Source organism: Streptomyces sp. NPDC020299 (assembly GCF_044387825.1).
In the GTDB taxonomy this organism is placed as follows: domain Bacteria; phylum Actinomycetota; class Actinomycetes; order Streptomycetales; family Streptomycetaceae; genus Streptomyces.
The window spans coordinates 373,271-394,524 of the sequence record NZ_JBIRWL010000008.1 but is presented as its reverse complement, the minus strand read 5'-3'; the positions used below and the strand labels follow the sequence as shown (position 1 = coordinate 394,524).

General features: G+C 71.8%; 26 protein-coding genes. 16 read left to right on the top strand and 10 right to left on the bottom strand.

Annotated features, from left to right (window positions below; all coding sequences use genetic code 11):
* The first annotated feature begins 48 nt into the window (after positions 1 to 48).
* Both ACH45E_RS22815 and ACH45E_RS22810 read left to right on the top strand, forming a co-directional pair.
* Complete coding sequence (locus ACH45E_RS22815) at positions 49 to 1,005, top strand: helix-turn-helix domain-containing protein (RefSeq protein WP_361456484.1); 957 nt, start codon at positions 49 to 51, stop codon at positions 1,003 to 1,005.
* A gap of 61 nt (positions 1,006 to 1,066) precedes the next feature.
* On the top strand, positions 1,067 to 1,885 hold the full coding sequence (locus tag ACH45E_RS22810; protein ID WP_361456481.1) for a hypothetical protein: 819 nt from the start codon (positions 1,067 to 1,069) through the stop codon (positions 1,883 to 1,885).
* A gap of 4 nt (positions 1,886 to 1,889) precedes the next feature.
* Here the strand turns inward: ACH45E_RS22810 and ACH45E_RS22805 are convergent, their stop codons facing one another.
* Positions 1,890 to 2,453 carry a TetR/AcrR family transcriptional regulator gene (locus ACH45E_RS22805; RefSeq protein ID WP_361456478.1) on the bottom strand — a complete coding sequence of 188 codons (564 nt, stop codon included), beginning with the start codon at positions 2,451 to 2,453 and terminating at the stop codon, positions 1,890 to 1,892.
* A complete protein-coding gene (locus ACH45E_RS22800; RefSeq protein WP_361456475.1) occupies positions 2,450 to 2,812 on the bottom strand; it encodes a DUF1304 domain-containing protein in 363 nt (120 codons plus the stop codon). Before ACH45E_RS22800 ends, ACH45E_RS22805 begins: the two co-directional genes overlap by 4 nt.
* A 259-nt stretch (positions 2,813 to 3,071) precedes the next feature.
* On the opposite strand from ACH45E_RS22800, the gene ACH45E_RS22795 reads away from it, so the two are divergent.
* From ACH45E_RS22795 to ACH45E_RS22775, 5 genes are read left to right on the top strand one after another with little or no spacing between them, the layout of a single operon-like run.
* Positions 3,072 to 4,847 (top strand): ATP-binding protein, encoded by a 1,776-nt coding sequence (locus ACH45E_RS22795; protein WP_361456472.1) that lies wholly within the window; start codon positions 3,072 to 3,074, stop codon positions 4,845 to 4,847.
* Positions 4,848 to 4,852: 5 nt separating this feature from the next.
* Positions 4,853 to 5,263, top strand: coding sequence for a roadblock/LC7 domain-containing protein (locus ACH45E_RS22790; RefSeq protein WP_019057749.1), 411 nt, complete (start codon positions 4,853 to 4,855; stop codon positions 5,261 to 5,263).
* Complete coding sequence (locus ACH45E_RS22785; RefSeq protein WP_361456469.1) at positions 5,260 to 5,631, top strand: DUF742 domain-containing protein; 372 nt, start codon at positions 5,260 to 5,262, stop codon at positions 5,629 to 5,631. Before ACH45E_RS22790 ends, ACH45E_RS22785 begins: the two co-directional genes overlap by 4 nt.
* The gene (locus ACH45E_RS22780; protein WP_361456466.1) at positions 5,612 to 6,217 is read left to right on the top strand and encodes an ATP/GTP-binding protein; all 606 of its coding nucleotides are present in this window, start codon (positions 5,612 to 5,614) and stop codon (positions 6,215 to 6,217) included. The genes ACH45E_RS22785 and ACH45E_RS22780 overlap by 20 nt, the downstream gene beginning before the upstream one ends.
* Positions 6,214 to 7,461 carry a cytochrome P450 gene (locus ACH45E_RS22775; protein WP_361456463.1) on the top strand — a complete coding sequence of 416 codons (1,248 nt, stop codon included), beginning with the start codon at positions 6,214 to 6,216 and terminating at the stop codon, positions 7,459 to 7,461. Before ACH45E_RS22780 ends, ACH45E_RS22775 begins: the two co-directional genes overlap by 4 nt.
* A gap of 100 nt (positions 7,462 to 7,561) precedes the next feature.
* Here ACH45E_RS22775 and ACH45E_RS22770 read toward each other — a convergent pair whose 3' ends face one another.
* Entirely contained in the window at positions 7,562 to 9,292 is a 1,731-nt protein-coding gene (locus tag ACH45E_RS22770) for a hypothetical protein (RefSeq protein ID WP_361456460.1), read from the bottom strand.
* 559 nt (positions 9,293 to 9,851) lie between these two features.
* Between ACH45E_RS22770 and ACH45E_RS22765 the strand changes: the two genes are divergently transcribed.
* Both ACH45E_RS22765 and ACH45E_RS22760 read left to right on the top strand, forming a co-directional pair.
* Positions 9,852 to 10,316, top strand: a complete 465-nt coding sequence (locus tag ACH45E_RS22765) for a pyridoxamine 5'-phosphate oxidase family protein (protein ID WP_361456457.1) — start codon at positions 9,852 to 9,854, stop codon at positions 10,314 to 10,316.
* 58 nt (positions 10,317 to 10,374) lie between these two features.
* Complete coding sequence (locus ACH45E_RS22760; protein ID WP_361456454.1) at positions 10,375 to 10,767, top strand: VOC family protein; 393 nt, start codon at positions 10,375 to 10,377, stop codon at positions 10,765 to 10,767.
* A 15-nt stretch (positions 10,768 to 10,782) separates the two neighbouring features.
* Here ACH45E_RS22760 and ACH45E_RS22755 read toward each other — a convergent pair whose 3' ends face one another.
* Positions 10,783 to 11,079, bottom strand: a complete 297-nt coding sequence (locus ACH45E_RS22755) for a DUF4235 domain-containing protein (RefSeq protein ID WP_361456451.1) — start codon at positions 11,077 to 11,079, stop codon at positions 10,783 to 10,785.
* Between the two features lie 32 nt (positions 11,080 to 11,111).
* Positions 11,112 to 12,125 carry a glutathione S-transferase C-terminal domain-containing protein gene (locus ACH45E_RS22750; RefSeq protein WP_361456448.1) on the bottom strand — a complete coding sequence of 338 codons (1,014 nt, stop codon included), beginning with the start codon at positions 12,123 to 12,125 and terminating at the stop codon, positions 11,112 to 11,114.
* A 97-nt stretch (positions 12,126 to 12,222) separates the two neighbouring features.
* On the opposite strand from ACH45E_RS22750, the gene ACH45E_RS22745 reads away from it, so the two are divergent.
* A complete protein-coding gene (locus tag ACH45E_RS22745) occupies positions 12,223 to 13,287 on the top strand; it encodes a cation diffusion facilitator family transporter (RefSeq protein ID WP_361456445.1) in 1,065 nt (354 codons plus the stop codon).
* Positions 13,288 to 13,400: 113 nt separating this feature from the next.
* Here the strand turns inward: ACH45E_RS22745 and ACH45E_RS22740 are convergent, their stop codons facing one another.
* Together ACH45E_RS22740 and ACH45E_RS22735 are read right to left on the bottom strand one after the other, a co-directional pair.
* The gene (locus ACH45E_RS22740) at positions 13,401 to 13,850 is read right to left on the bottom strand and encodes a nitroreductase family deazaflavin-dependent oxidoreductase (RefSeq protein WP_361456442.1); all 450 of its coding nucleotides are present in this window, start codon (positions 13,848 to 13,850) and stop codon (positions 13,401 to 13,403) included.
* A 145-nt stretch (positions 13,851 to 13,995) separates the two neighbouring features.
* The gene (locus ACH45E_RS22735) at positions 13,996 to 14,637 is read right to left on the bottom strand and encodes a LysE family transporter (RefSeq protein WP_361456439.1); all 642 of its coding nucleotides are present in this window, start codon (positions 14,635 to 14,637) and stop codon (positions 13,996 to 13,998) included.
* Between the two features lie 102 nt (positions 14,638 to 14,739).
* Here ACH45E_RS22735 and ACH45E_RS22730 point away from each other — a divergent pair, with 102 nt between their 5' ends.
* From ACH45E_RS22730 to ACH45E_RS22720, 3 genes are read left to right on the top strand one after another with little or no spacing between them, the layout of a single operon-like run.
* Complete coding sequence (locus ACH45E_RS22730) at positions 14,740 to 14,871, top strand: hypothetical protein (RefSeq protein ID WP_361456436.1); 132 nt, start codon at positions 14,740 to 14,742, stop codon at positions 14,869 to 14,871.
* A 58-nt stretch (positions 14,872 to 14,929) separates the two neighbouring features.
* Positions 14,930 to 16,150: a cytochrome P450 gene (locus tag ACH45E_RS22725; RefSeq protein ID WP_361456433.1), complete on the top strand. Its 1,221-nt coding sequence runs from the start codon at positions 14,930 to 14,932 to the stop codon at positions 16,148 to 16,150.
* A gap of 12 nt (positions 16,151 to 16,162) precedes the next feature.
* Positions 16,163 to 16,372, top strand: a complete 210-nt coding sequence (locus ACH45E_RS22720; RefSeq protein WP_361456430.1) for a ferredoxin — start codon at positions 16,163 to 16,165, stop codon at positions 16,370 to 16,372.
* A gap of 178 nt (positions 16,373 to 16,550) precedes the next feature.
* On the opposite strand, the gene ACH45E_RS22715 is transcribed toward ACH45E_RS22720, so the two are convergent.
* Positions 16,551 to 17,126: a TetR/AcrR family transcriptional regulator gene (locus ACH45E_RS22715; RefSeq protein WP_361456427.1), complete on the bottom strand. Its 576-nt coding sequence runs from the start codon at positions 17,124 to 17,126 to the stop codon at positions 16,551 to 16,553.
* A gap of 108 nt (positions 17,127 to 17,234) precedes the next feature.
* Here ACH45E_RS22715 and ACH45E_RS22710 point away from each other — a divergent pair, with 108 nt between their 5' ends.
* Positions 17,235 to 17,693: a nuclear transport factor 2 family protein gene (locus tag ACH45E_RS22710; protein ID WP_361456424.1), complete on the top strand. Its 459-nt coding sequence runs from the start codon at positions 17,235 to 17,237 to the stop codon at positions 17,691 to 17,693.
* 9 nt (positions 17,694 to 17,702) lie between these two features.
* Positions 17,703 to 18,242 (top strand): flavoprotein, encoded by a 540-nt coding sequence (locus tag ACH45E_RS22705; protein WP_361456422.1) that lies wholly within the window; start codon positions 17,703 to 17,705, stop codon positions 18,240 to 18,242.
* On the opposite strand, the gene ACH45E_RS22700 is transcribed toward ACH45E_RS22705, so the two are convergent.
* The gene (locus tag ACH45E_RS22700) at positions 18,239 to 19,096 is read right to left on the bottom strand and encodes a hypothetical protein (protein ID WP_361456420.1); all 858 of its coding nucleotides are present in this window, start codon (positions 19,094 to 19,096) and stop codon (positions 18,239 to 18,241) included. The genes ACH45E_RS22705 and ACH45E_RS22700 overlap by 4 nt on opposite strands.
* Positions 19,097 to 19,245: 149 nt before the next feature.
* Complete coding sequence (locus tag ACH45E_RS22695) at positions 19,246 to 20,103, bottom strand: endo alpha-1,4 polygalactosaminidase (protein WP_361456417.1); 858 nt, start codon at positions 20,101 to 20,103, stop codon at positions 19,246 to 19,248.
* A 182-nt stretch (positions 20,104 to 20,285) separates the two neighbouring features.
* Here ACH45E_RS22695 and ACH45E_RS22690 point away from each other — a divergent pair, with 182 nt between their 5' ends.
* Positions 20,286 to 21,254, top strand: coding sequence for an aldo/keto reductase (locus ACH45E_RS22690; protein ID WP_361456414.1), 969 nt, complete (start codon positions 20,286 to 20,288; stop codon positions 21,252 to 21,254).

Genomic DNA, 21,254 nt, shown 5'->3' with positions numbered 1-21,254 from the left:
ACCCGCCCGGGAAATGGCATGATTGCCAACATCCGATAAGATCGTGCCATGCGTGGCGAGCGGAGCAGGGAACGGGTCGTGGTGCTGGCCCTCGACGGCGTCTACCCCTTCGAACTGGGCATCCCCAGCCGGATCCTGGGCGCGGCCGACGGCCGGTACGAGGTGCTGACCTGCACGGTCGACGGGAAACCGGTGCGCACCAGCGCCGATTTCTCGGTCACCGTCGAGCACGGCCCCGACGTGCTGGAGTCCGCGGACACCGTGGTGATCACGTCCTTCCCGACCGAGCGCATCCCCGACGAACTGCCGGACGAGGTCGCCGCGGCGCTCGCCCGCATCCCGGAACACGCCCGGGTGGTCTCCATCTGCACGGGTGCGTTCGTCCTCGCCCTGGCCGGACTGCTCGACGGGCGCCGGGCCACCACGCACTGGGCCGTCGCCGAGCGCTTCAGGCGTGCCTTTCCGCGTGTCACCCTCGACCCGGACGTGCTCTTCGTGGAGGACGGCCGGTTCCTCACCTCGGCCGGCGCGGCATCCGGTGTCGACATCTGCCTGCACCTCGTGCGCGAGGACCACGGCAGTGCTCTGGCGAACTTCGTGGCCCGCTGCTGCGTGGTCCCGCCGTTCCGGGACGGTGGCCAGGCGCAGTACATCATGCAGCCGGTGCCCGAGTACGCCGCCGCGAGCACGGCCGCCACCCGCGCCTGGGCCCTGGAACGCCTCGGCGAACCCCTCACCCTCGCCGACCTCGCCGGCCACGCCCGGATGAGCCTGCGCACCTTCGCCCGCCGCTTCGGTGACGAGGTGGGCCTCAGCCCCGGCCGCTGGCTGATCCAGCAGCGCGTCGCCAGGGCCCGGCACCTGCTGGAGTCCAGCGACCTGTCCGTGGACCAGATCGCGGGCGAGGTCGGCTTCGCGACGGGTGCCTCCCTGCGCCAGCATCTGCACGCGGCGATCGGGGTGTCACCGCAGGCGTACCGGCGGACGTTCCAGACCGCCCGGTGAACGTTTCGGCACGCCGTGGCGTCGCAGGAGCGGAGACAGTGGCCGGAGAACGGGGGCGGCGATGCGCGGAGGGTTTGTGGCGGCGGCGGTACTGACGGCGGTGACCGCCGTGACCACCATGACGGTGGTGGCGTGCGGTGGTGACGGCGGCGGGGAGGAGGCCGTGGTCGAGGGCACGCCTCCCGAGACGCCCTACAGCGGTCCGCTGAACGCGGCGGACGCGCTGGAGTGCGAGGGGAAGGTCTTCGACACCGACAAGGGCGACGCATGGAGCAAGGGCGACGGCGGAGGCACCCCGGAGGAGGGCCTGAAGGCGTACTTCGACATCTACGTGCCCGAAGTACCCCGTTCCGGCTACCGCGTCGAACGCGAGGAAGGCGACCGCGTCCTGTACTCCTACGACGTCGGCGGCCGGACCAAGGTGGCCGTCGTGGTGGCCAAGGACGGGAAGAACCGGCCCGGTTGGGGCCCGGAGACCAGCGCCTCATGCGACCCCGCCGAACTCCCGGCGAGTGTCACCGACTCCTGGGAGTACGAGATCTGGACGGACCGGACCGGCAGGCGGGTACCGGTCACGAAGGTCAGTAGTTCCACCGGCGCCGAGCACTGCGACTGGCAGAGCGCCCACTTCCTGCAACTCGGCCGGGGTGCGGGCGCCGCGATGTACGTCCGTGACCCCGACGGGCTGTTCGCGACCGGCACCCAGCTCTCCGCCCCCTACGACGGGGACGTCCGGATGCCCGTCGGCGCCTACGACGCCGGATACCGCTACCACGACTGGCGGTTGTGGCTCACGGACGACAAGGCGACGGCGTACGTCCGCACGTCCCACGGCGTGGAGGCCTGGCCGCTCGCGAAGAACGGCCTGGCCTGCAAGTGAGCCGTCACCGGCTGCGGTGCAGGGCCACCAGCAACTGCCAGACCTGGTCGGCGACTTCTCCCGGGCTCGCCTCCAGCAGTCCGTGCAGCCAGTCGGCGAGGACACCGGCGAAGGTCGCGGCCACGGCCGAGGCGACGAGCGGGGCGTCGGCCGCGCCCGCCCGTTCGCGCTCGGCCAGGCTGCGGGCCCTCAGGTCCCGGTGCAGAACGTGCCCGAGCGGTCCGCCGCCGCCCGGGGTGAGCAGCGTGCGGTAGAGGGAGGCGTGCGGGGCGAGGCCCGCGAAGAACTCCGGCAGGGCCGGCGGGGCGTGCACCGGGTCGGGCCGGCCGCGCCAGGCGTGCAGCGCCTCGACCGCCTCCCGTACGACGTCCGCGCAGGCATCGACGGCCAGCGCCTCCAGGCCGTCGTAGTGCACGTAGAACGTGGCCCGGCCCACCCCGGCCCTGCGCACCAGCGCGGCCACGCCGACCTCCGCCAGCGGCCGCTCGGCGCACTCCGCCAGCAGGGCCGCGCGCAGCCGCGCCCGGGTGCGGGCGGCCCGCGGGTCCTCGGGCGCGGTCCGGGTCACCGCGCGGCCAGCACGGCGGCCAGGGCGAGCGCGCCGGGCAGCGCCTGGGCGAACAGGATGCGCCGGTTGGCCGTGGCCGCCCCGTACACACCGGCGACGACCACGCAGCACAGGAAGAACACCTGCGCGGCGAAGCCCGTCGGGTCGTCGGCGATCAGCCCCCACACCAGACCGGCCGCGAGGAAGCCGTTGTAGAGGCCCTGGTTCGCGGCCATCGGCGCGGTCGCCCGGGCCATCTCCGCGTCGAAGCCGTGCAGCGCCCGGCCCGGCTTCTTCTGCCACAGGAACATCTCCAGCACCAGGATGTACGCGTGCAGGGCCGCGACCAGGCCGACCAGTGTTCTCGCCACGATGTCCACGACCAGTGGGCTCCTTCATCTCTGCTGTTCTCCGCCGTTCCCTGCTGGGAACAAGTGCTGGACAGATGTCCACGATAGCTGGACAGGTGTCCAGGAGTCTACTTCGCGTCTTCCTGGCGGACAGTGACTGAACCCTCACTTCCGGGCGACCGTGCATTTGATCCTTTCGGCTTCAAACCCGATAAGCTCCAGTCCGGCACTGCGAGTTGACGTGCACACCCCCCCCTGTTCGAATCGTGTTCCCTTTCGAAGGATGCAGATGGAACTCGCCACTCCGCCACCGGCGGCGCGGGCCCCTGTCGCCTGGTACAGCTGGTGGCTGATGCCTCTGGCCTTAGGAGGTGGGACGGTTGCCGCCACCTTCATGAGCTCGGAGCGCCTCACCGCCGCCGTCGCCGGTGCCGCCGCGACCGCCGCCGGCGCCGTGTGCGTACGGCTGCTGATCCGCTCCCAGCGGCAACTGCGCCGCCTCGAGGGCGACTTCCGCACCTCGCAGGCCGAGCACTCCTTGCAGTGGCAGCAGCATGTCGCCGGTCTGGAACGGAAGTTCAACGCCGAGCGCGCCTCCCTGGACGCGCAGCTGACCGAGCAGTCCACCGCGTACGACGCCCGGCTCGCCGAGCGGCAGACCGCCTACGACACCCAACTGGCCGAGCAGGCACGGGCGTACGAGCAGCGGATCGCCGACACGGTCAAGTCCTGCGAGGACCGGCTCGCCGACGGGGCCGAGGCGTGGCAGGAGGAGCTCGCCCACCAGCGGGACGCGGTGGCCCGGCTCGCCGGGGAGCAGCTGCCCGAGGCGCTGAGGCGGCTGCGGGCCGGGGACGCCGTCGACGACCTGCTGCCCGTGGCGAACCAGAGCGCGAAGGCCGACGCCGAACTCCAGGCCGATCTGCGCCGGATCCTGCGGACCTCGCTGATCGGTCTCGAGGAGGAGTTCAACCGCTCCACCTCCGCCGAGCAGGCCGTCATCAGCATCGGCAACCGTATCCACGTCCTGACCAGCAAACTCCGTGGCCGGCTGCACGAGATGCAGGGGGAGCACGGGCGGCTGCCCGCCGTGGCCCGGGGGCTGATGGAACTCGACCAGGAACTCGGCCCGGCGGACTCGCTCGCCGCCAGCATCGGCGTGCTCGGCGGCTCGGACCGGCCGGGACGGCAGTGGCAGGAACCGCAGCGGCTGCTCAGCGTGGTCCGCGGCGGTATCGGCCGGATCAAGGACTTCCACCGGGTCGAGGTGCGCCATCTGCCCGAACTCGGCGTCGACGGCGGTCTGGTGGACCATCTCACGCTGGTCTTCGCCCACCTCCTGGACAACGCCGCCCGCTACTCGCCGCCCACCGAGCCGGTCGTCGTCTCCGGCAAGGAGGTGCCGAACGGCGTCGGCATCGAGATCCAGGACTCCGGCAAGGGGCTGAGCGAGGAGAAGAAGCGCGAGGCCGATCAGTCCCTCGCGGGCACCGCTGCCGGTCCCGGCCTCGGCGGCATCTCGGAGGACGCCAGCATCGGCCTGCGCGTGGTCGGCACCCTCGCCCGCCGCTACGGCATCCGGGTCACCTTCGCCGACTCGCCCTGGCTCGGCACCTCGGTGGTCGTCGTGATCCCGCACAAGTACTTCAGCCCTCTCGCCGCGCCCGCCCCGGCCACGACGGCCACCCCGGCCGCCGCGCCGGCGGCCGTCCAGGCACCCGCCGCCGGCCCGGCCCTCGCGACCGACCCGGACACCTCTGCCCCTCCGGCCGACACCGCCGACGCGGTGGACACCACGCCCGGCGGTCTGCCCCGGCGCCGCAGCAAGCGCCGCGAGCCGGAGGAACGGCAGCGGACCGAGCGCACCTCGCGGCCCGAGCCGTCCCCCGTCACCGCCGTCCCCCCGGACGCGTCCTTCGCGGGCCTGGCAGCCTTCGCCACGGCGGGCCGCGAGCCCGGCGGAGCCGAACCCGCACGGCAGTTCCCGGAGGCCGGCACACCGAACACCACACGCGAGCCCGCCGGACGCGAGTCCACCGAGCACCGAGGCGAAGAGAGCGACTAGTCCACATGACGCAACAGGGAACCGACGTGAGCTGGGCGCTCCGCGATCTGGTGGAGAGCATCCCGGAGATCCGCTTCGCCCTGGTGGCCTCCAGCGACGGCAAGGCCATCACCTCCTTTGGCGCCGAAGACCCCGACGACGTGGACCGCTTCGCGGCCGTGGTGGCCGGCCTGCAGGCCCTGGCCCAGCCGGTCGCCGAGCAGTTCCCCAAGTACGCGGGGCAACTGCGGCTCGCGATGATCGAGGTCGACGGGGGTCATCTGTTCGTCGTGCGCGCGGGTGTCGAGACGTATCTCGGTGTGCTCGCCCGTGAAGGCCTCGACCAGGGCCTGCTCGGACACCAGATGAGGGATCTGGCCCGCCGGATGGGCGAGCTCCTCGGCACCACTGCGCGCCTGGAGGAGCACTCTGGATGAGTGCCCCCCGCCGGCCCACGGACCCGGCCGGTCTCGAGCGCTACTACGTCCTCACCGGGGGGCGCAGCGGACCGGGCGGGTCGGCGTCGAGCCTCGACGTGGCGACCCTCGTCGTCTCCCGCACCGGTCCCTTGCCGGGGATGCAGCACGAGCACGAGGAGATACTCCGGCGCTGCCGTGACCCGCTGTCGGTGGCCGAACTCGGCGCCCATCTCGGATTGCCCTTCAACATTCTCGCGGTGCTGTTGGCGGATCTGCTGGACGCAGGCCGTATTGAAGCCCGTGATCCCATTCCGGCGCACCACGCCGGACGCGGGCCCGACCTCGCGCTCCTCCAGGAGGTACTCAGTGGACTTGAAAGGCTTTGACCGTCCCGGCCGGCCCGCGGCCGGGGGCACCCGCTCGGTCAAGGTGATGATCGCCGGAGGGTTCGGCACCGGTAAGACCACGATGGTCCGCTCCGTCAGCGACATCAAGCCGCTCACCACCGAGGAGACCCTCACCCAGGCGAGTGTCGGCGACGACCATCTCATCGGTGTCGCCGACAAGGCGCAGACCACGGTCAGCCTCGACTTCGGCAAGATCAGCCTCAACGAGGGCCTGATGCTGTACCTGTTCGGCACCCCCGGCCAGGAACGCTTCTGGTTCCTGTGGAACGGCCTGTTCAAAGGGGCGCTCGGCGCGGTGGTCCTGGTGGACACCCGCCGCCTGGCCTCCAGTTTCCGGGCGATCGAGGAGATGGAGCGGCAGAGCGTCCCCTTTGTCATCGCGCTGAACGTCTTCCCCGACTCCAAGGAGCACCCGGTCGAGGAGATCCGGGACGCCCTGGACATCTCCCCGGACATCCCGGTCGTGGTGTGCGACGCCCGTGACCGGGCCGCCAGCCGGGACGTACTGATCGCCCTGATACGTCATTTGCAGGAACGCTCCGCGGTCGCACTGGAGCCCCGATGAACGACCGGAACCTCGACAGTCCCGACGCCCCCCGCGGCTGCCCGGTCGCCCACGGTTCGGCCGAGCCGGCCCGGTTGTACGGGCCCGAGGCGGCCACCGACCCGCTCGGCATCTACGAGCGGCTGCGCAAGGAGCACGGCCCCGTCGCGCCGGTGCTGCTGGAGGGCGACATCCCCGCCTGGCTGGTGCTGGGCTACCGGGACAGCCGACGGGTGCTCGACAATCCCCGCCAGTTCGCCCGGGACGCGCGGAACTGGCGGGACTGGCGGGAGGGCCGGATCGCGGAGAACTCTCCGCTGGTTCCGATGCTCGGCTGGCGCCCCGACTGTGTGTCCCAGGACGGCGAGGCGCACCGCAGGCTGCGCGGCGCCGTCAACGATGTGCTGCAGGATGCTGCCGGCCGCGGCATCCGGCGCCACGCCACGCACTTCGCCAACAAGCAGATCGACGGGTTCGCGGACAACGGCCGCGCCGACCTGGTGGCGGACTACGCCGACTATGTGCCGATGCTCGTGATGACCCGCATTCTGGGGCTCGCCGAGGCGGAGGGGCGCCGGCTGGTCGAGTCCTGCGCCCAGGTGCTCAAGGGCGGCGAGGACGCCGTGGTGCACGATGGCATGATCAGGGAGATCTTCGGTGAACTCGCCGAGCGCAGGCGGTCCGAACCCGGCTCCGACCTCGCCACCGGCCTGCTGAGGCATCACGCGGCTCTCGACCACGACGAGGTCGTCCACCACCTGCGCGTGGTGCTGATCGCCGCACACGTCACGACCAACCTGCTGGCCCGGGTGCTGGAACTGGTCCTGACCGACGCCTCCCGGCTCTCCGGGCTGATCAGCGGTCAGCTGAACATCTCGGCGGTGGTGGAGGAGGCCATGTGGAACTCTCCGCCGCTGGCCGTCCTGCCGGGGCGCTTCGCCGCCAGCGATGTCGAACTGGGCGGGCACCGCATCGAGGAGGGCGACCTGCTCGTTCTCGGTCTCGCCCCGGGGAACCTCGACCCCGAGGTCCGTCCCGACCCGGGTGTCTCGGTGCAGGGCAACCAGTCGCACCTGGCGTTCGGCGCGGGCCCGCACGAGTGCCCCGGGCAGAGCATCGGGCAGTCCATGATCGAGATTGCGGTGGACGTCCTGCTGCACCGGCTGCCGGGCCTGCGGCTGGCCGTGCCGGCGGACGAGCTCACCACGACCGCCTCCACCTGGGATTCCCGGCTGGACAGGCTGCCGGTCGAGTTCCCGGTGTGAGCACGCCGCTGCCCGGTCGGCGACCCGACCGGGCAGCGCCGCTGCCCTACTTGTGGAGGCCGTCCAGCACGGGATCAACGGCAACCACGAATCGACGGCGTCAGCCGTCGAGCCAGTCGCCTGTGACGCCCGTGGGCCGGTATCCGGTGGCGTTCCAGAGGAAATGCGGGTGGGCGCAGCCGAACATGTAGGCGAGCAGTGCGGTGTCCTCCCTCCCGGTTCGAGGGTCGTACAGGGTGTAGAACTGCTCACATCCGACTGCGCCGGCGTCCTGCTGGATCTGGCGAGCGCGGTCTGGGGACGGCTCGGCCATGGATGCCTCCACGGCGGCGATGTAGGTGCGGCGCAGGATCTCCCATGCGGTGTCGGTGTTGCCGCGCCAGGGGCCGTGCAGTGCTTCGAAGGCGTGTAGCTCGGCGTCGAAGAGGGGCCAGGTCCCAGGGAACTGGGCTCGGCAGCGTGCGGACAGCTCAGCGGTCAGGGTGCTCAGGGCCGGCGCGGTGGGCCGCGGGCTGATGGTGAGGGTGGTGCCGTGGGTGAGGATGCCGGTGCACGCGTCGGGCTGAAGGTCACACAGCGGGCACGCCTCGGCCGGGGGAAGGTCCTGGGTGATGCCGTCGAACCACAGGGCATGGCGGCCCGTGAGCCCCATCCAGACGATGGTGCTGGGCATCAGCCAGCTGTTCCACATCGAGGAGTGCGCCTCGGGCATGCAGCCGTACTTGATCAGGGCGATGGCGCAGGCAGCGTAGAGGGCCTTGGTGTGGGTGGGCATGTCGGCGAGCCAGAAATTGCTGATCTCGCCGGTCAGGGCGTCGACTCGTACGTCGGCCATGTCGTCGACGACGCGGCACAGCAGCAGGGAGGCGAGGTGTTCCTCCTGCCAGAGTTCGGTGTCGGGCGAGACGTGCCAGAACAGGCAGTCCAGCATCTGGAGGGCCGAGTAGGTGCTCTGGCCGAGCGGGTTGGTCTGGGGCAGGCTGACGCTGCCCGCTTGGTGCTGCTGGAGCCAGTACTCGTCGGCGGATCGCTTGTGGGCCGCGTAGAGTCCGCAGACCAGGGCCCGTGCGCTGTTGATGCTGAAACTCTCGGCCAGGCGGCCTTCGACGAGTTGGGTGAGGGACGTGGTGTCGATGGTGTCGATCACGCGTTTGTATTCGTGGAAGACGAGGATGTCGTCTTCGAAGTGGTGGCGGTTGCCAAGGTCTTGTTCGAAGTCGTTCATCTGCCGGGCCCAGATCCATCCAGCGGTCAGGACGCTGTCGAGTTCCTGGCGGTACGGCCAGGCCTTGACGGTGAGGGGACGACCGGCGCTCTGCCGCCAACTGTAGTCACCCAGCGTGCGTGCGGGGGGCGTGGGCAGCAGACGGCACAGCGGGCAGGCGCAGGCGGCCGCCTGCTCCTCCTCGCGCGGCGGGACGAGCGCCCGGCTCCGCCAGGCCCCTTCCAGCATCATGCAGGTCAGTCGGCAGACCTCGATGTCGGTGCTGACTTGGGGGAAGGCCGCCTCGATCATGCGCAGGCCGGTGTCGAGTCGCCTCAACCTGGCGTAGCCCTCCTCGTCGGGCGGGAGGAACGCGCGCTGCGCCAGTCGGAGGGCTCCCTCCACATGCAGCGTGGTGCTGGAGTGGGGGGATATGAGTGCGTCCAGCCGCCGCTGAGCAGCGTTCTGGCAGCTTCGGTACTGCTCCGTGCTCCCCTTGCTACGTTCCACCAGGAGGCGGGCCAGGGTGTTCCCCGCCTCCGTGGGCTGGAGCTGGGCGCTCGGCTGCGCCGGGAGCAAACTGTCGGCGGACGCCTTCGGAACAGCACTTACGACTCGAGATTTCACACCGGTCTCCTTCAAGCTGTGGTCCTGGCAACGGAATCGATCGCTGTGCCTGCCGCTACGGCCCCGCCGGGCGGCCGGACTCACGCGACCGGCTCCGGTTCCTGCTGCGAACGACCGCGACGGGCACGACTGCTGCGCCGACGGCCGAGGAAGTGGAGCGGCATCGGCGCCTCAGCTGTGTTGATCGGGAAGCACTCGCGGCCCGTCAGAGGTGGCGCGCCCCAGGCCCATGTCCCGGATCCACCGCGGATGGCGCGACCGCGCACATTCCAGGTGTTCGCTCACGGGGGTGTCGAAGGGCAGGCCGAACCTGACGTCCTCAGGCATAGATGTCCTTCCGGGATACGGAACGCAGAGCCCCCCGCCCCTGCGAACGGGCGGCCCGATCGGCCGCCCGCGCACTCGAACTCCGCTTCCTGACCGGAAAGTTGCGCCGAGAAGCGTTACGAGACTGCCCAGAGCGTAAATGATCTACACAGCGCCCCGGCCGTGATATGAGTTACTGCCCACACCTCATGAGTCGCGTACAATCCCACAACTCCCAAGGAGCGCAAGGCGCATGACTCCACCGCCCGCCCGTAGCGCCGAGCAGCGCAAGAGGGACACCCTGCACCGGCTCGAGCACGACGTGGACGCGTGGGTCGCCACCGCCGGTGCCGACGGAGGAGCGCCGTACCTCGTGCCGTTGTCCTTCCTCTGGGACGGGGCGGCCCTGCTCGTCGCCACCCCGGCCGCGAGCCCCACCGGCCGCAACCTGGCGGCGACCGGCACGACACGGGTGGGCATCGGACCCACCCGGGACGTCGTCATGATCGAGGGGAGCGTCGAAGCCCTGGAATCAGCCGAGTTGGCCGAGGGTGAGGGCGAACTCTTCGCCGCGAGGACTGGATTCGACCCGCGCGGGCTCAAGACCCGCTACCTGTACTTCCGGATCCGCCCGCAGCGCGTGCAGGCCTGGCGCGAGGCCGACGAACTGGACGGGCGTGACCTCATGCGCGACGGCGAGTGGCTGGTGACCGACTGAATCCGCGGGGCGGGGATATCCGCAAAGGAGGGTCTCTCCCATCCCCACGGAGGAAGCAATGACACTGGTGAAAGCGGGCGTTGTGGTGCTCGACTGCAGCGAGCCTGAGAAACTCGCCAATTTCTACAAGGAGTTGCTGGAGGGCGAGGAGACGGCCGCCTCCGCCAACCTGGTGGAGATCAGGGGGGCCGACGGGGCCCGGCTGGCGTTCCGGCGGGACGTGAACGCCACCCCGCCGAGCTGGCCGCGCCCCGAGAACTCCCTCCAGCTCCACCTGGACTTCCTGGTGGAGGACCTCGACGAGGCCGAGCGCAGGGTGGTCGGGCTCGGCGGCCGGCCCATCGACACCAAGGACCCGGCCGGGCCGTACGAGGAACGCGGCTACGCCGACCCGGCCGGACACTCCTTCACCCTGCGCCTGATGCCTCCCACCGCGCCCAAACAGGGCTGAGCGCGAGCCTCCCGGTCAGTCCCGGCCTTCCTTGTCCGACGCCGGCCACACCCCCGTCGACCGTTCGATGGCCTTGGCCCCGGTGCGGTCCACGGCGCTGCGCACCACCGCGAAGATGGCGCCCTGGACCGCCGCGGCCAGCAGGATCTCGCCCCAGCCGCGATCCTCGTCCAGCGCGTCGGGCGCGTCGTCCTCGTGCCGGATGGCCTTCCACGCCTGCCGGAAGGCCATCCCGGCCAGCGCTCCGCCCGCCCAGCTCAGTACGAAGCCGACGGGCTGGTAGGCGAGCGGCAGCTTCTTCTTCTTGGCCACGTGTGACACTCCTTCGTTGCGATGTGTGCGGTTCAGGGCCGCCCCGCGGCCGGCACCTGCTCGGCCGGACGGACCGGCCCGGGCGGTGTCCCGTCGCCGAACGGCCGGCCACCGAGTTCCTCCCGGTGGTGCGGCGCGAGCCAGCCGGCGAGGTCCGGCCCGAGCGGGACGATCCCGGTGGGGTTGATGCCGGTGTGCACCTGGTAGTAGTGCCGCTTGATGTGGTCGAAGTCGACCGTGTCGCCGAACCCGGGCGTCTGGAACAGGTCCCGGGCGTACGCCCACAGCACCGGGTTCTCCGCCAGCTTCCACCGGTTGCACTTGAAGTGACCGTGATAGACGGGGTCGAAACGGACCAGTGTGGTGAACAGCCGGATGTCCGCCTCGGTGAGGGTGTCGCCGACCAGGTAGCGCTGCCGGGCGAGCCGCTCCGTCAGCAGTTCCAGCCGCCGGAAGACCGCCGCGCACGCCGCCTCGTACTCCGTCTGATGAGTGGCGAAACCCGCGCGGTAGACGCCGTTGTTGACGCCCTCGTAGACGTCCGCCATCACCTCGTCGATCTCGTCGCGCCGTGCGGCCGGATACAGATCCGGCGCTCCGGGGCGGTGCACGGCCGTCCACTCGGTGGCCAGGTCCAGGGTGAGCCGCTGGTAGTCGTTGGTGACAAGGCGGCCGCTCGGCAGTTCCACGACCGCCGGTACGCTCACCCCGCCCGGATACCCGGCCTCCCGCCGGTCGTAGGCCTCGGCGAGGAAGCGGATGCCGAGCACCGGATCGCGGCCGTCGGGGTCGAGGGTGAAGCGCCAGCTGCGGTCGTCCTGGACCGGGTCGGCGATCGCCATGGACAGGGCGTCCTCCAGGCCCAGCAGGCGGCGCGAGATCACCGCCCGGCTCGCCCACGGACAGGCGCGGCTGACCACCAGACGGTAGCGCCCGGACGTCACCGGCCAGCCGTCACGGCCGTCCGCCGTGATCCGGTCGGTGAAGTGGCTCCTGGACCGGGTGAACGTCTTGTGGCCGTAGGCGCGGTTGCCGTCGCCACCCATGTTTCCTCCTTGCCGCACGGGGCGTCCTGAGGAACGCGTTCCCCGATTTCCGCCGACGGCACGGTGTGAGCGGTCCCGGCCGGGGCAGTCGGCGGTGGTGAGCGGGACATCGTCGGAAAACAAGACGCAACAGCGGACACGGGGGACGACGGACCGGGACGGCGGCCGGGCCCCCCAGCGGAACACCGGAAAGGAGGCGCACCGGGCCGGGGCCGGGGACCACCAGGCCGACCGGAAGACGCGGATCACCGTCTGGGTGGCGCTCGCCGCCAATCTGGTGATCGCCGCCGCCAAGGCCGCCGGCGGCCTGCTGGCGGGCTCGCCCGCCCTGATGTCCGAGGCCGCGCACTCGGTCGCCGACAGCCTGAACGAGGTCTTCCTGCTGGCGGCACTGCGCCGCAGCCGCCGCCCCGCCGACGCACGGCACCCCTTCGGCTACGGCAAGGAGCGGTTCTTCTGGTCCCTCCTGGCCGCCGTCGGCATCTTCGTCATGGGCGGCTGCTTCTCCTTCTTCCAGGGCGCCGAGGCGCTCAGGAGCGGCGCGAGCGAGAAGTTCAGCGGTTATGTGGCCGGCCTCATCGTGCTGGGCGTCGCGCTGCTCGCCGAGGGCGCCTCCCTGTTCCGGGCGCTGCACCAGGTGCGCCGGCAGGGCGGCAGTCTGCGCGACCCGGCCCTGCGCACCGTGGTCGCCGAGGACGGTACGGCGGTGCTCGGCGTGACCCTCGCCATCATCGGCATGGCGCTGCACATGGCCACCGGGCAGGTCGTCTGGGAGGCGTCCGCCTCGCTGGCGATCGGCGTGCTGCTCGTGTACGTCGCCTACCGGCTGGGCCGCGACGCCCGCGACCAGCTCATCGGGGAGGCCGCCGATCCGGAGCAGAGCGACGGGATCCGCACGCTGCTGTCACAACAGCCGGAGATCGACAGCGTGGAGGCGCTCTTCACGATGAAGATGGGCCTCGACTCGACGCTCGTGGCGGCCCGGATCGACCTGGTGCCCGGCCTGGACAGCGAGCGGGTCGAGGAGGTCTCCGTACGCATCAAGCAGTCCCTAGCCGAGGCCGTCCCCGAGGCCGACCAGATCTTCCTCGACGTGACCGACCGGCCGGCGGGCGAGGCACGGGAAAGCCCCGCCGCGACGGGGGAACGCGGCGGGGCCTGACGCTCTGCTGCCCGGGTGGGGACGGTCCATGCCTCCCGGAAACAGATTTTTCTAAATTACGGCGTTCCCGGTCCGGAATCGGCCCCTGGGGGCGGAACCTCCGCTTCGGCGGATCACCCGCCGTCGGCCGGTTCCAGGACGAAGACCGGGATCTCCCGGGAGGTCTTCTCCTGGTACTCGGCGTACGGCGGGTACGCCGCCACCGCCCGCTCCCACCACCGGGCCTTCTCCTCGCCGGTGACCTCACGGGCCCGCATGTCCTGCTTGGCCGGGCCGTCCTGGAGCTCCACGTGCGGGTCGGACTTGAGGTTGAAGTACCACACCGGGTGCTTGGGCGCGCCGCCCTGCGAGGCGACCACGGCGTACCGCCCGTCGTGCTCCACCCGCATCAGCGGGGTCTTGCGGATCTTGCCGCTCCTGGCACCCCGGGTCGACAGCAGGATCACGGGCATCCCCGTGTCCATCAGCGTCGTCCCCTTGGTGCCGCCGGAGCTCTCGTACAACTCGACCTGCTCGCGCACCCACTGGGTCGGGCTGGGCTCGTACTCGCCCTGGAGAGGCATGACGTTCGTCCCTTCGACGGTCCTGCGGCCTACTGGCACCGAGCTTCAACACCCGCCGGTGCCCGAATCATCCGTACCACGCGTGTACCCGGCCGGATCCGGAACGCGGCCGTCCCGGCCCGGCGTTCCGATCGAGCCGGCCGCGTCACCCGGGCGCCACCGCGGCCCGTAGCGCCAGTGCCATGGTCAGGACGCTCGACAGCAGCGCCGTGACCAGCCGTCCCCGGTGCCCGGTCAGGGCGCGGCCGAGGAGCGCGCCGCCACCGGCGATCAGCAGCTGCCAGCTGGCGGAGGCGGCGAAGGCGGCGAGGACGAAGACGCCCTGTTCCAGGGGGCGCACGGCGTCCTGGGCGCGGGTGCCGAGCACGAGGGCGGCGAAGTAGATCACCGTGGTGGGGTTGAGGAGGGTGATCCCGAGCAGGCCGAGGTAGGCCCGGCCGGGGCCGGGCGGCGGCTTCTCCGGCCGGGTGGTGAGCCGGTGCGCGCGGTAGCGGCGTACGGCGGTCACCGCGCCCAGTACCGCCAGTGCCGCCAGCACCAGGGCCGAGGCCCAGCGCAGCGGCCCGAGCAGCGGCCGCAGCGCCGCCGCGAGCGCGGAACCGCCCACCGTGGCGAGGAGGGCGTAGAGACCGTCGGCGCTCGCCACGCCGAGCGCGGCCGAGGCGCCGGTCCGCAGGGACGTACGAGCGGTGAGGGAGACCAGGTAGGTCGCGACCGCGCCGACGGGCACGGCGACCCCGTACCCCGCGACCAGGCCGGCGACGAGCGCGGCCGGTACGGCCGTCACGGGCGTGCGGGCTCGGGCCTCCGGGGGCGGCCGGGCTGCTGCCGGGCACGCGCCGGCAGGACGGCGGCGGGCATCGGCGGCAGGATGGCGTCAGGGGTGAACATGCGGGCGATCGTGCGGCCCGCGGCCCGGCACCCGCAACCGAATATCGGCCCGATCACGGCGGTCGCACGCACGATGTTCGGCCAGAAAGCGCGGATCACCGATCTGGCCGAACTTGCCGTCGTCCTATAGATGCCCCGGGCATCTAATGAAGATCGGCACGCCGCACCCTTCGTCTGCGAGGTCCGCCATGACGGAATCGACCGCATCGACGGCTCAGCCCGAGCCCGTCGCCTTCCCCCAGGACCGCACCTGCCCCTACCATCCGCCGACCGCCTACGACCCGCTGCGCGCGCACCGCCCCCTGGCCCGCGTCACCCTGTTCGACGGCCGCCCGGCCTGGCTGGTCACCGGCCACGCCACCGCCCGCACCCTGCTGTCCGACCCGCGGCTGTCCTCCGACCGCACCCGCCACGGCTTCCCGGTGACCACCCCCCGCATCGCCGCCGCCCGCGACCGCAAGGTCGCCCTCCTGGGCGCCGACGACCCCGAACACCACACCCAGCGGCGGATGATGGTCCCGAACTTCACCCTCCGGCGCGCCGCCGAACTGCGGCCCGCCATCCAGCGGATCGTCGACGAGCGACTGGACGCCATGATCGGCCAGGGGCCGCCCGCCGAACTGGTCGGCGCCTTCGCGCTGCCCGTGCCGTCCATGGTGATCTGCTCCCTGCTGGGCGTCCCGTACGCCGACCACGAGTTCTTCGAGGAGCAGTCCCGCCGCCTGCTGCGCGGTCCGGAGCCCGCCGACACGCTGGACGCCCGGGACCAACTGGAGGCGTATCTCGGTGAGTTGATCGACGGCAAGGCCAAGAGTCCGGAGCCCGGTGACGCGATCCTCGACGACCTCGTCCACCAGCGGTTGCGCGAGGGCACGCTGGACCGCGCCGAAGTCGTGTCCCTGGCGGTCATCCTGCTGGTCGCCGGCCATGAGACCACCGCGAACATGATCTCGCTGGGCACCTTCACGCTCCTCGGGCAGCCCGAGCGGCTGGCCGAGCTCCGCGCCGACCCGGCGCTGCTGCCGGGGGCGGTCGAGGAGCTGATGCGGCTGCTGTCGATCGCCGACGGGCTGCTGCGGACCGCCCTGGAGGACATCGAGGTGGAGGGGACGACCATCCGGGCCGGCGACGGCGTAGTCTTCGCCACCTCGGTCATCAACCGCGACGAGTCCGTCTACGCCGAGCCCGACACCCTCGACTGGCACCGCCCGGCCCGCCACCATGTCGGCTTCGGCTTCGGCATCCACCAGTGCCTCGGCCAGAACCTGGCCCGCGCCGAGATGGAGATCGCCCTCGGCACCCTCTTCGAGCGGCTGCCCGGGCTACGGCTCGCCGCCCGGCCGGAGGACATCCCCTTCAAACCGGGCGACACGATCCAGGGGATGCTGGAACTCCCCGTGACCTGGTAAGAGGCTCCTGCCATGCACATCGAGCACATCGACATCGACAAGGACGCCTGCATCGGCGCGGGGCAGTGCGCCCTCGCCGCCCCCGGCGTCTTCACCCAGGACGACGACGGCTACAGCACCCTGATCCCGGGCCGGGAGACCGACAACAGCGACCCGATGCTCCGCGAGGCAGCCCGCGCCTGCCCCGTCGGCGCCATCACCCTCCGGGACCCGGCGGACTGACCGCCCCCGGCGACCACCGGACGCCCGGCCGGGTGTGGCTTACACGCCCGGCCCCCGGCGGCCGTGGGCAGCGGCTCTGCCGTCCGGGTCTGGGTCCGTGGGTCGTGTGCTGTGTGCGCGGCAGAGGCGTCGGGCGGGGTTCTTCGGGACCGGTCCATGCGGCCGTCGGGTGTCGCGGTCAGGTGGGGTTTTCGGGACCGGGCCCGGCGGCGGTCAGCAGCAGCTTCGCTGCCTCTCGGGCCTCGGTGGCCGGGCGGGTGCTGTGTTCGATGCCCGCCGTGACCATGGCGCCCTCCGCCAGCAGGAACAGGGGGCCGGCCAGGGCGGCGGGCAGGCCGGCACGGGTCACGAGAGTGGTGAGGTAGGCGCGGAACGCCCGCTTGTGCGCGACCGCCTGGGCCGCCACGCGTGCCGATGTGGCGCCCAGTTCGCCGTGTGCGTTGATCCAGGCGCAGCCGCGGTAGCCGTCCTCGCCGAACCAGCACTCCAGCCAGTCGAAGACGGCCAGGACCCGCCGCGCGGGATCCTCCTCGCGCTCCACGTACGCGGCGAGCCTCCCGCGCCAGTGCCCGTCCCGCCGTTCCAGGTAGGCCTCGACCAGCTGGTCCTTCGCCGGGAAGAGCTGGTAGAGCCGCTTGAGCGAGACCCCGGAGGCGGTCCGTATCTCGTCCATGCCGACGGACTGGACACCCCGCCCGTAGAACAGCTCCCCGGCGGCGTCCAGCACCCGCTCGCGGGCTGCTGTGCTGTCCATCTACGACCTCCCCCTGACCTTCCCCGGCCTCTCCTTGACGCGAGAACGAGCGTTCTCATACCGTAGCAGCCACACCGGAGAACGAGCGTTCTCCGCGAGGAGGAAGCCATGACCGACCGCCCGCCCCTGCCCCCCTTCACCCGCGCCACCGCCGCCCGGAAGGTGCAGGCCGCAGAGGACGCCTGGAACACCCGCGACCCGCAGCGCGTGGCGCTCGCCTACTCCGAGGACTCCGTCTGGCGCAACCGCGACACCTTCCTCACCGGCCGCGCCGAGATCGTGGAGTTCCTCACCGCCAAGTGGGCGCGCGAGCTCGAGTACGCCCTGCGCAAGGACCTGTGGGCCTTCGACGGCGACCGCATCGCGGTCCGCTTCCAGTACGAGTGCCGGGACGCCGGCGGACAGTGGTGGCGGTCGTACGGCAACGAACTGTGGGAGTTCGACGGACGCGGACTGATGACCCGTCGGGAGGCGAGCATCAACGACGTACGCATCACGGAGGGGGAGCGCAGGATTCCCGGACCGCGGCCGGAAGCCGAACGGGGGCTGACCTTCCCGCTCCAGTAGGGTGCCCGGATGACCGAACAGGCCGGGAAGCCGTTCCTCTACCTCGTCGTCTGCGCGGCCGGGATCGCGGCGGACGTCAGCAAGCTGATCACCGCCGCCCAGGAGCGGGACTGGGAGGTCGGCGTGTTCGCGACGCCGGTCGCGATGGGCGGCTTCTTCGACACCGCCGCCGTCGAGGCGCAGACCGGCCGTCCGATCCGCTCGGCCTGGCGCAGCCCGGGCGACCCCCGCCCCTTCCCGCCGCCCGCCGCCGTCGCGGTCGCCCCCGCCACCTTCAACACCGTCAACAAGTGGGCGGCCGGCATCGCCGACACCCTCGCCCTCGGCACCCTGTGCGAGGCCGCCGGGCTCGGTGTGCCGATCGCCGTGCTGCCCTGCGTGGCCGGCGCCCTGGCCGCCCACCCCGCCTACCAGGACAGTCTGATACGCCTGCGCGGGATGGGCGTCCGGTTCGGCGACCCGTACTCGGGCGAGCCGGGCGACGACGGCGGACGGCCGGAGTTCCGGTGGGAACGGGCGCTCGACCTGCTGCAGAGCCCCCGAAGCTAGCGGCAGGTGACCGTCGGCCCGGCCAGCACGCCGCCCGTGTAGAGGTCCTGGCCCCGCGGCAGCCAGTAGCCCAGTTTGGACACCAGCGTGGAGCAGGCGCCCGCGACCGTCACCCGGACGACCACCTTGGCGGGATGGCCCGGCTGGAGGTCGGTGAGCGCGCAGTCCAGGGAATGGGCCAGCCGGGTCTTGGCCGGGTAGCGGCCGACCAGCGGGTTGACGCAGCGCGGGTCGGCGGTGGACACCCGCACGCCGGTGCCCTGCTCGCCGATGAGCCCGAGGCGCGCGCTGCCGTCACCCTCGTCGCTGTCGCGCTGGACCGTGTACGTCAGCGTGGTCTCGGTGTTGGCCCGCACGGTGCTCCGGTCGACCTGGACACGGTGCGTCGCCTGCGGCAGGGGCGCGGTGAGGGTGAGGGTGGCCTGTACGGTGCCGCGCAGATCGACACCGGCGGGCGCCGACCGGACGCGCACGGTGGCCGAGATGTCGTACGTCCCCGGGCCCGGGTACTGGGCCGACCCGGGCAGCGCCCCGGACAGGGCGGTCTTCCTGCCGTGCCGGGCCGTCCACGTGCCCCAGGCCTGACAGGTGTACCGCACGCGCGTTCCCGCCCGCCCGCACGTCGCCGCGGCGGAGACGGACATGGTGGGGGTGCCGTTGCCCGCGCACAGGTTGACGGTGGCCCGCTGGCCGCGCTCCCCGCGCAGCACCCCGGCGGTCGCGCACAGCGTGCCCGGCGGCTCGGCCGCGACCGCGCGCGGGGGAGCGGGCCGCCCCCAGGCCGGCGAGACGAGGGCGAGGGGCAGCAGCGCCGCCCCGGCCAGGGTCCTCAACGTACGCGCACGTGTCGGCACGGCGGTTCCTCCGTACGGCCGTGACCGGCCGGGCGCCGGTCGCCTGCGCCGAGGATGCGGCACCGATACGATCATCCGGCCGCTCCCACGCCGACCGGTCACCTGCGGGCAGCAACCCCAGGTCGCGCCGACGCCCGCCCGCCCCGGGCTCACCGGACCTTGCGCACGTACCCGTCACTGCCCGGAGTCGACACGTCCCGGTCCCGGCGCACGATGCTCAGCCGCCCGCCGAACTTCGCGAGAGCCTTGCGCAGCCCGGAGTCCGAGTACTCGATGACGAGGACCCGGTCGTCGTAGGCCTTGGCGTACGTCCCGCACTCGTCGTACTCGGCGCACTCCTCCGCCACCGCGAAGTCCAGCCCGGTCCGCTTCCTGTCACCGGTCAGCTCCGCGGTGTTCTTCTGGCCGATGGCCAGGTGCCGTTCGTGCGCGTGCCGCGCCAGGAGGGTGATGAAGGCGGTCGCGTCGTCGGCGGTCAGGAGGTGCCGGGAGCGGGTGTAGCTGTCGTAGTTGTCCGGCTCGACCGCGTCGAAGCCCTTGGCCGCGCAACCGTCGATCCAGCGGTTCACCCGCTCGGCCACCCGCTCGCGCTTGGCGGGCGTCCGGATGTCCAGCAGGGGCTCGTCCCAGTCCTCGTCGATGACCACCTTGCCGTGCGTGTCGCGCAGCAGCAGGTCGGCGGGCCAGGAGCCGCGCTCATCGGGCTGGGCCTGGAAGGCGTTGACGTAGCAGACGTTGTAGAGCCCCGGCGCCGGGGACGCCGTACGGTCGCGGCTGACGATCCGGACACCCGCGGGCGGGTGGTAGGGGCCGCCGATCTGGTAGTCGAAGCCCGCGGCGCGCGGCGGCAGCCGGACCGCCTTCGGCGCCTTGCCGGTCGAGGGCGACGCCGGTGTTCCGCCGGATGAACCGCACCCGGCGAGCCCCAGGGCCGCGACGGCGGCGAACACGACGGGGCCGGTGGCCCTCCCGAGACCTCCGGCGCGAAAACCACCCCTGGCGGGCATGACCGCTCCATCAATCGCGGGTACGACCCCGCCTCGCGCACTGCTGGTGCCGGCACAGGCAGTGACGGCCGTGTTGTGATCAAAACGCCCGGATACGACCGCCGTCAAATCCGCCCCGGCGGGCGGCCCGCTACGACGTACGCTCGCCTGTGGCAACCGACCCGAAGGCAGGAGCAGCAACGATGCAGTACGGGAAGCTCGGTTCGACGGGCCTGGACGTCTCGCGGATCTGTCTGGGCTGCATGACCTACGGCCTGCCCGACCGCGGTGTCCACGAGTGGACCCTCGACGAGGAGGCGTCACGGCCGCTGATCCGGCAGGCGCTGGAGGCGGGCATCAACTTCTTCGACACGGCCAACGTCTACTCCGACGGCACCAGCGAGGAGATCGTCGGACGGGCGCTCGGGGACTTCGCCAACCGTGACGAGATCGTCCTGGCCACCAAGGTGAACGGCCGGATGCGGCCCGGCCCCAACGGGGCCGGACTGTCCCGCAAGGCGATCATGACGGAGATCGACCACAGCCTGCGCCGCCTCGGTACCGACTACGTCGACCTCTACCAGATCCACCGCTACGACCACCACACGCCCGTCGAGGAGACGATGGAGGCGCTGCACGACCTGGTCAAGGCGGGCAAGGTCCGCTACATCGGGGCCAGTTCGATGTACGCCTGGGAGTTCTCCAAAGCGCAGTACACGGCCGAGCGGCACGGCTGGACCAGGTTCGTGTCCATGCAGAACCACTACAACCTCCTCTACCGCGAGGAGGAGCGGGAGATGCTGCCGCTCTGCGCCGACCAGGGGGTGGGCGTACTGCCCTGGAGCCCGCTCGCCCGCGGCCGCCTCACCCGCGACTGGGGGACCACCACCGAGCGCAGCGCCGCCGACGACTTCGGCGGCAGGCTGTACCTGGAGAGCGACCGGTCGATCGTCGAGGCCGTCACCCGCATCGCGGGCGACCGGGGCGTCCCGCGCGCCCAGGTCGCCCTCGCCTGGCTGCTGTACCAGGACACGGTCGCCGCGCCGATCGTCGGCGCCGCCCAGCCGCGGCACATCGAGGACGCGGTGGCCGCCGTGGAACTCGAACTGAGCGACAAGGAGATCGAAGAGCTCCGGGCGCCCTACGCGCCGCACGCCATCAGCGGGCACTGA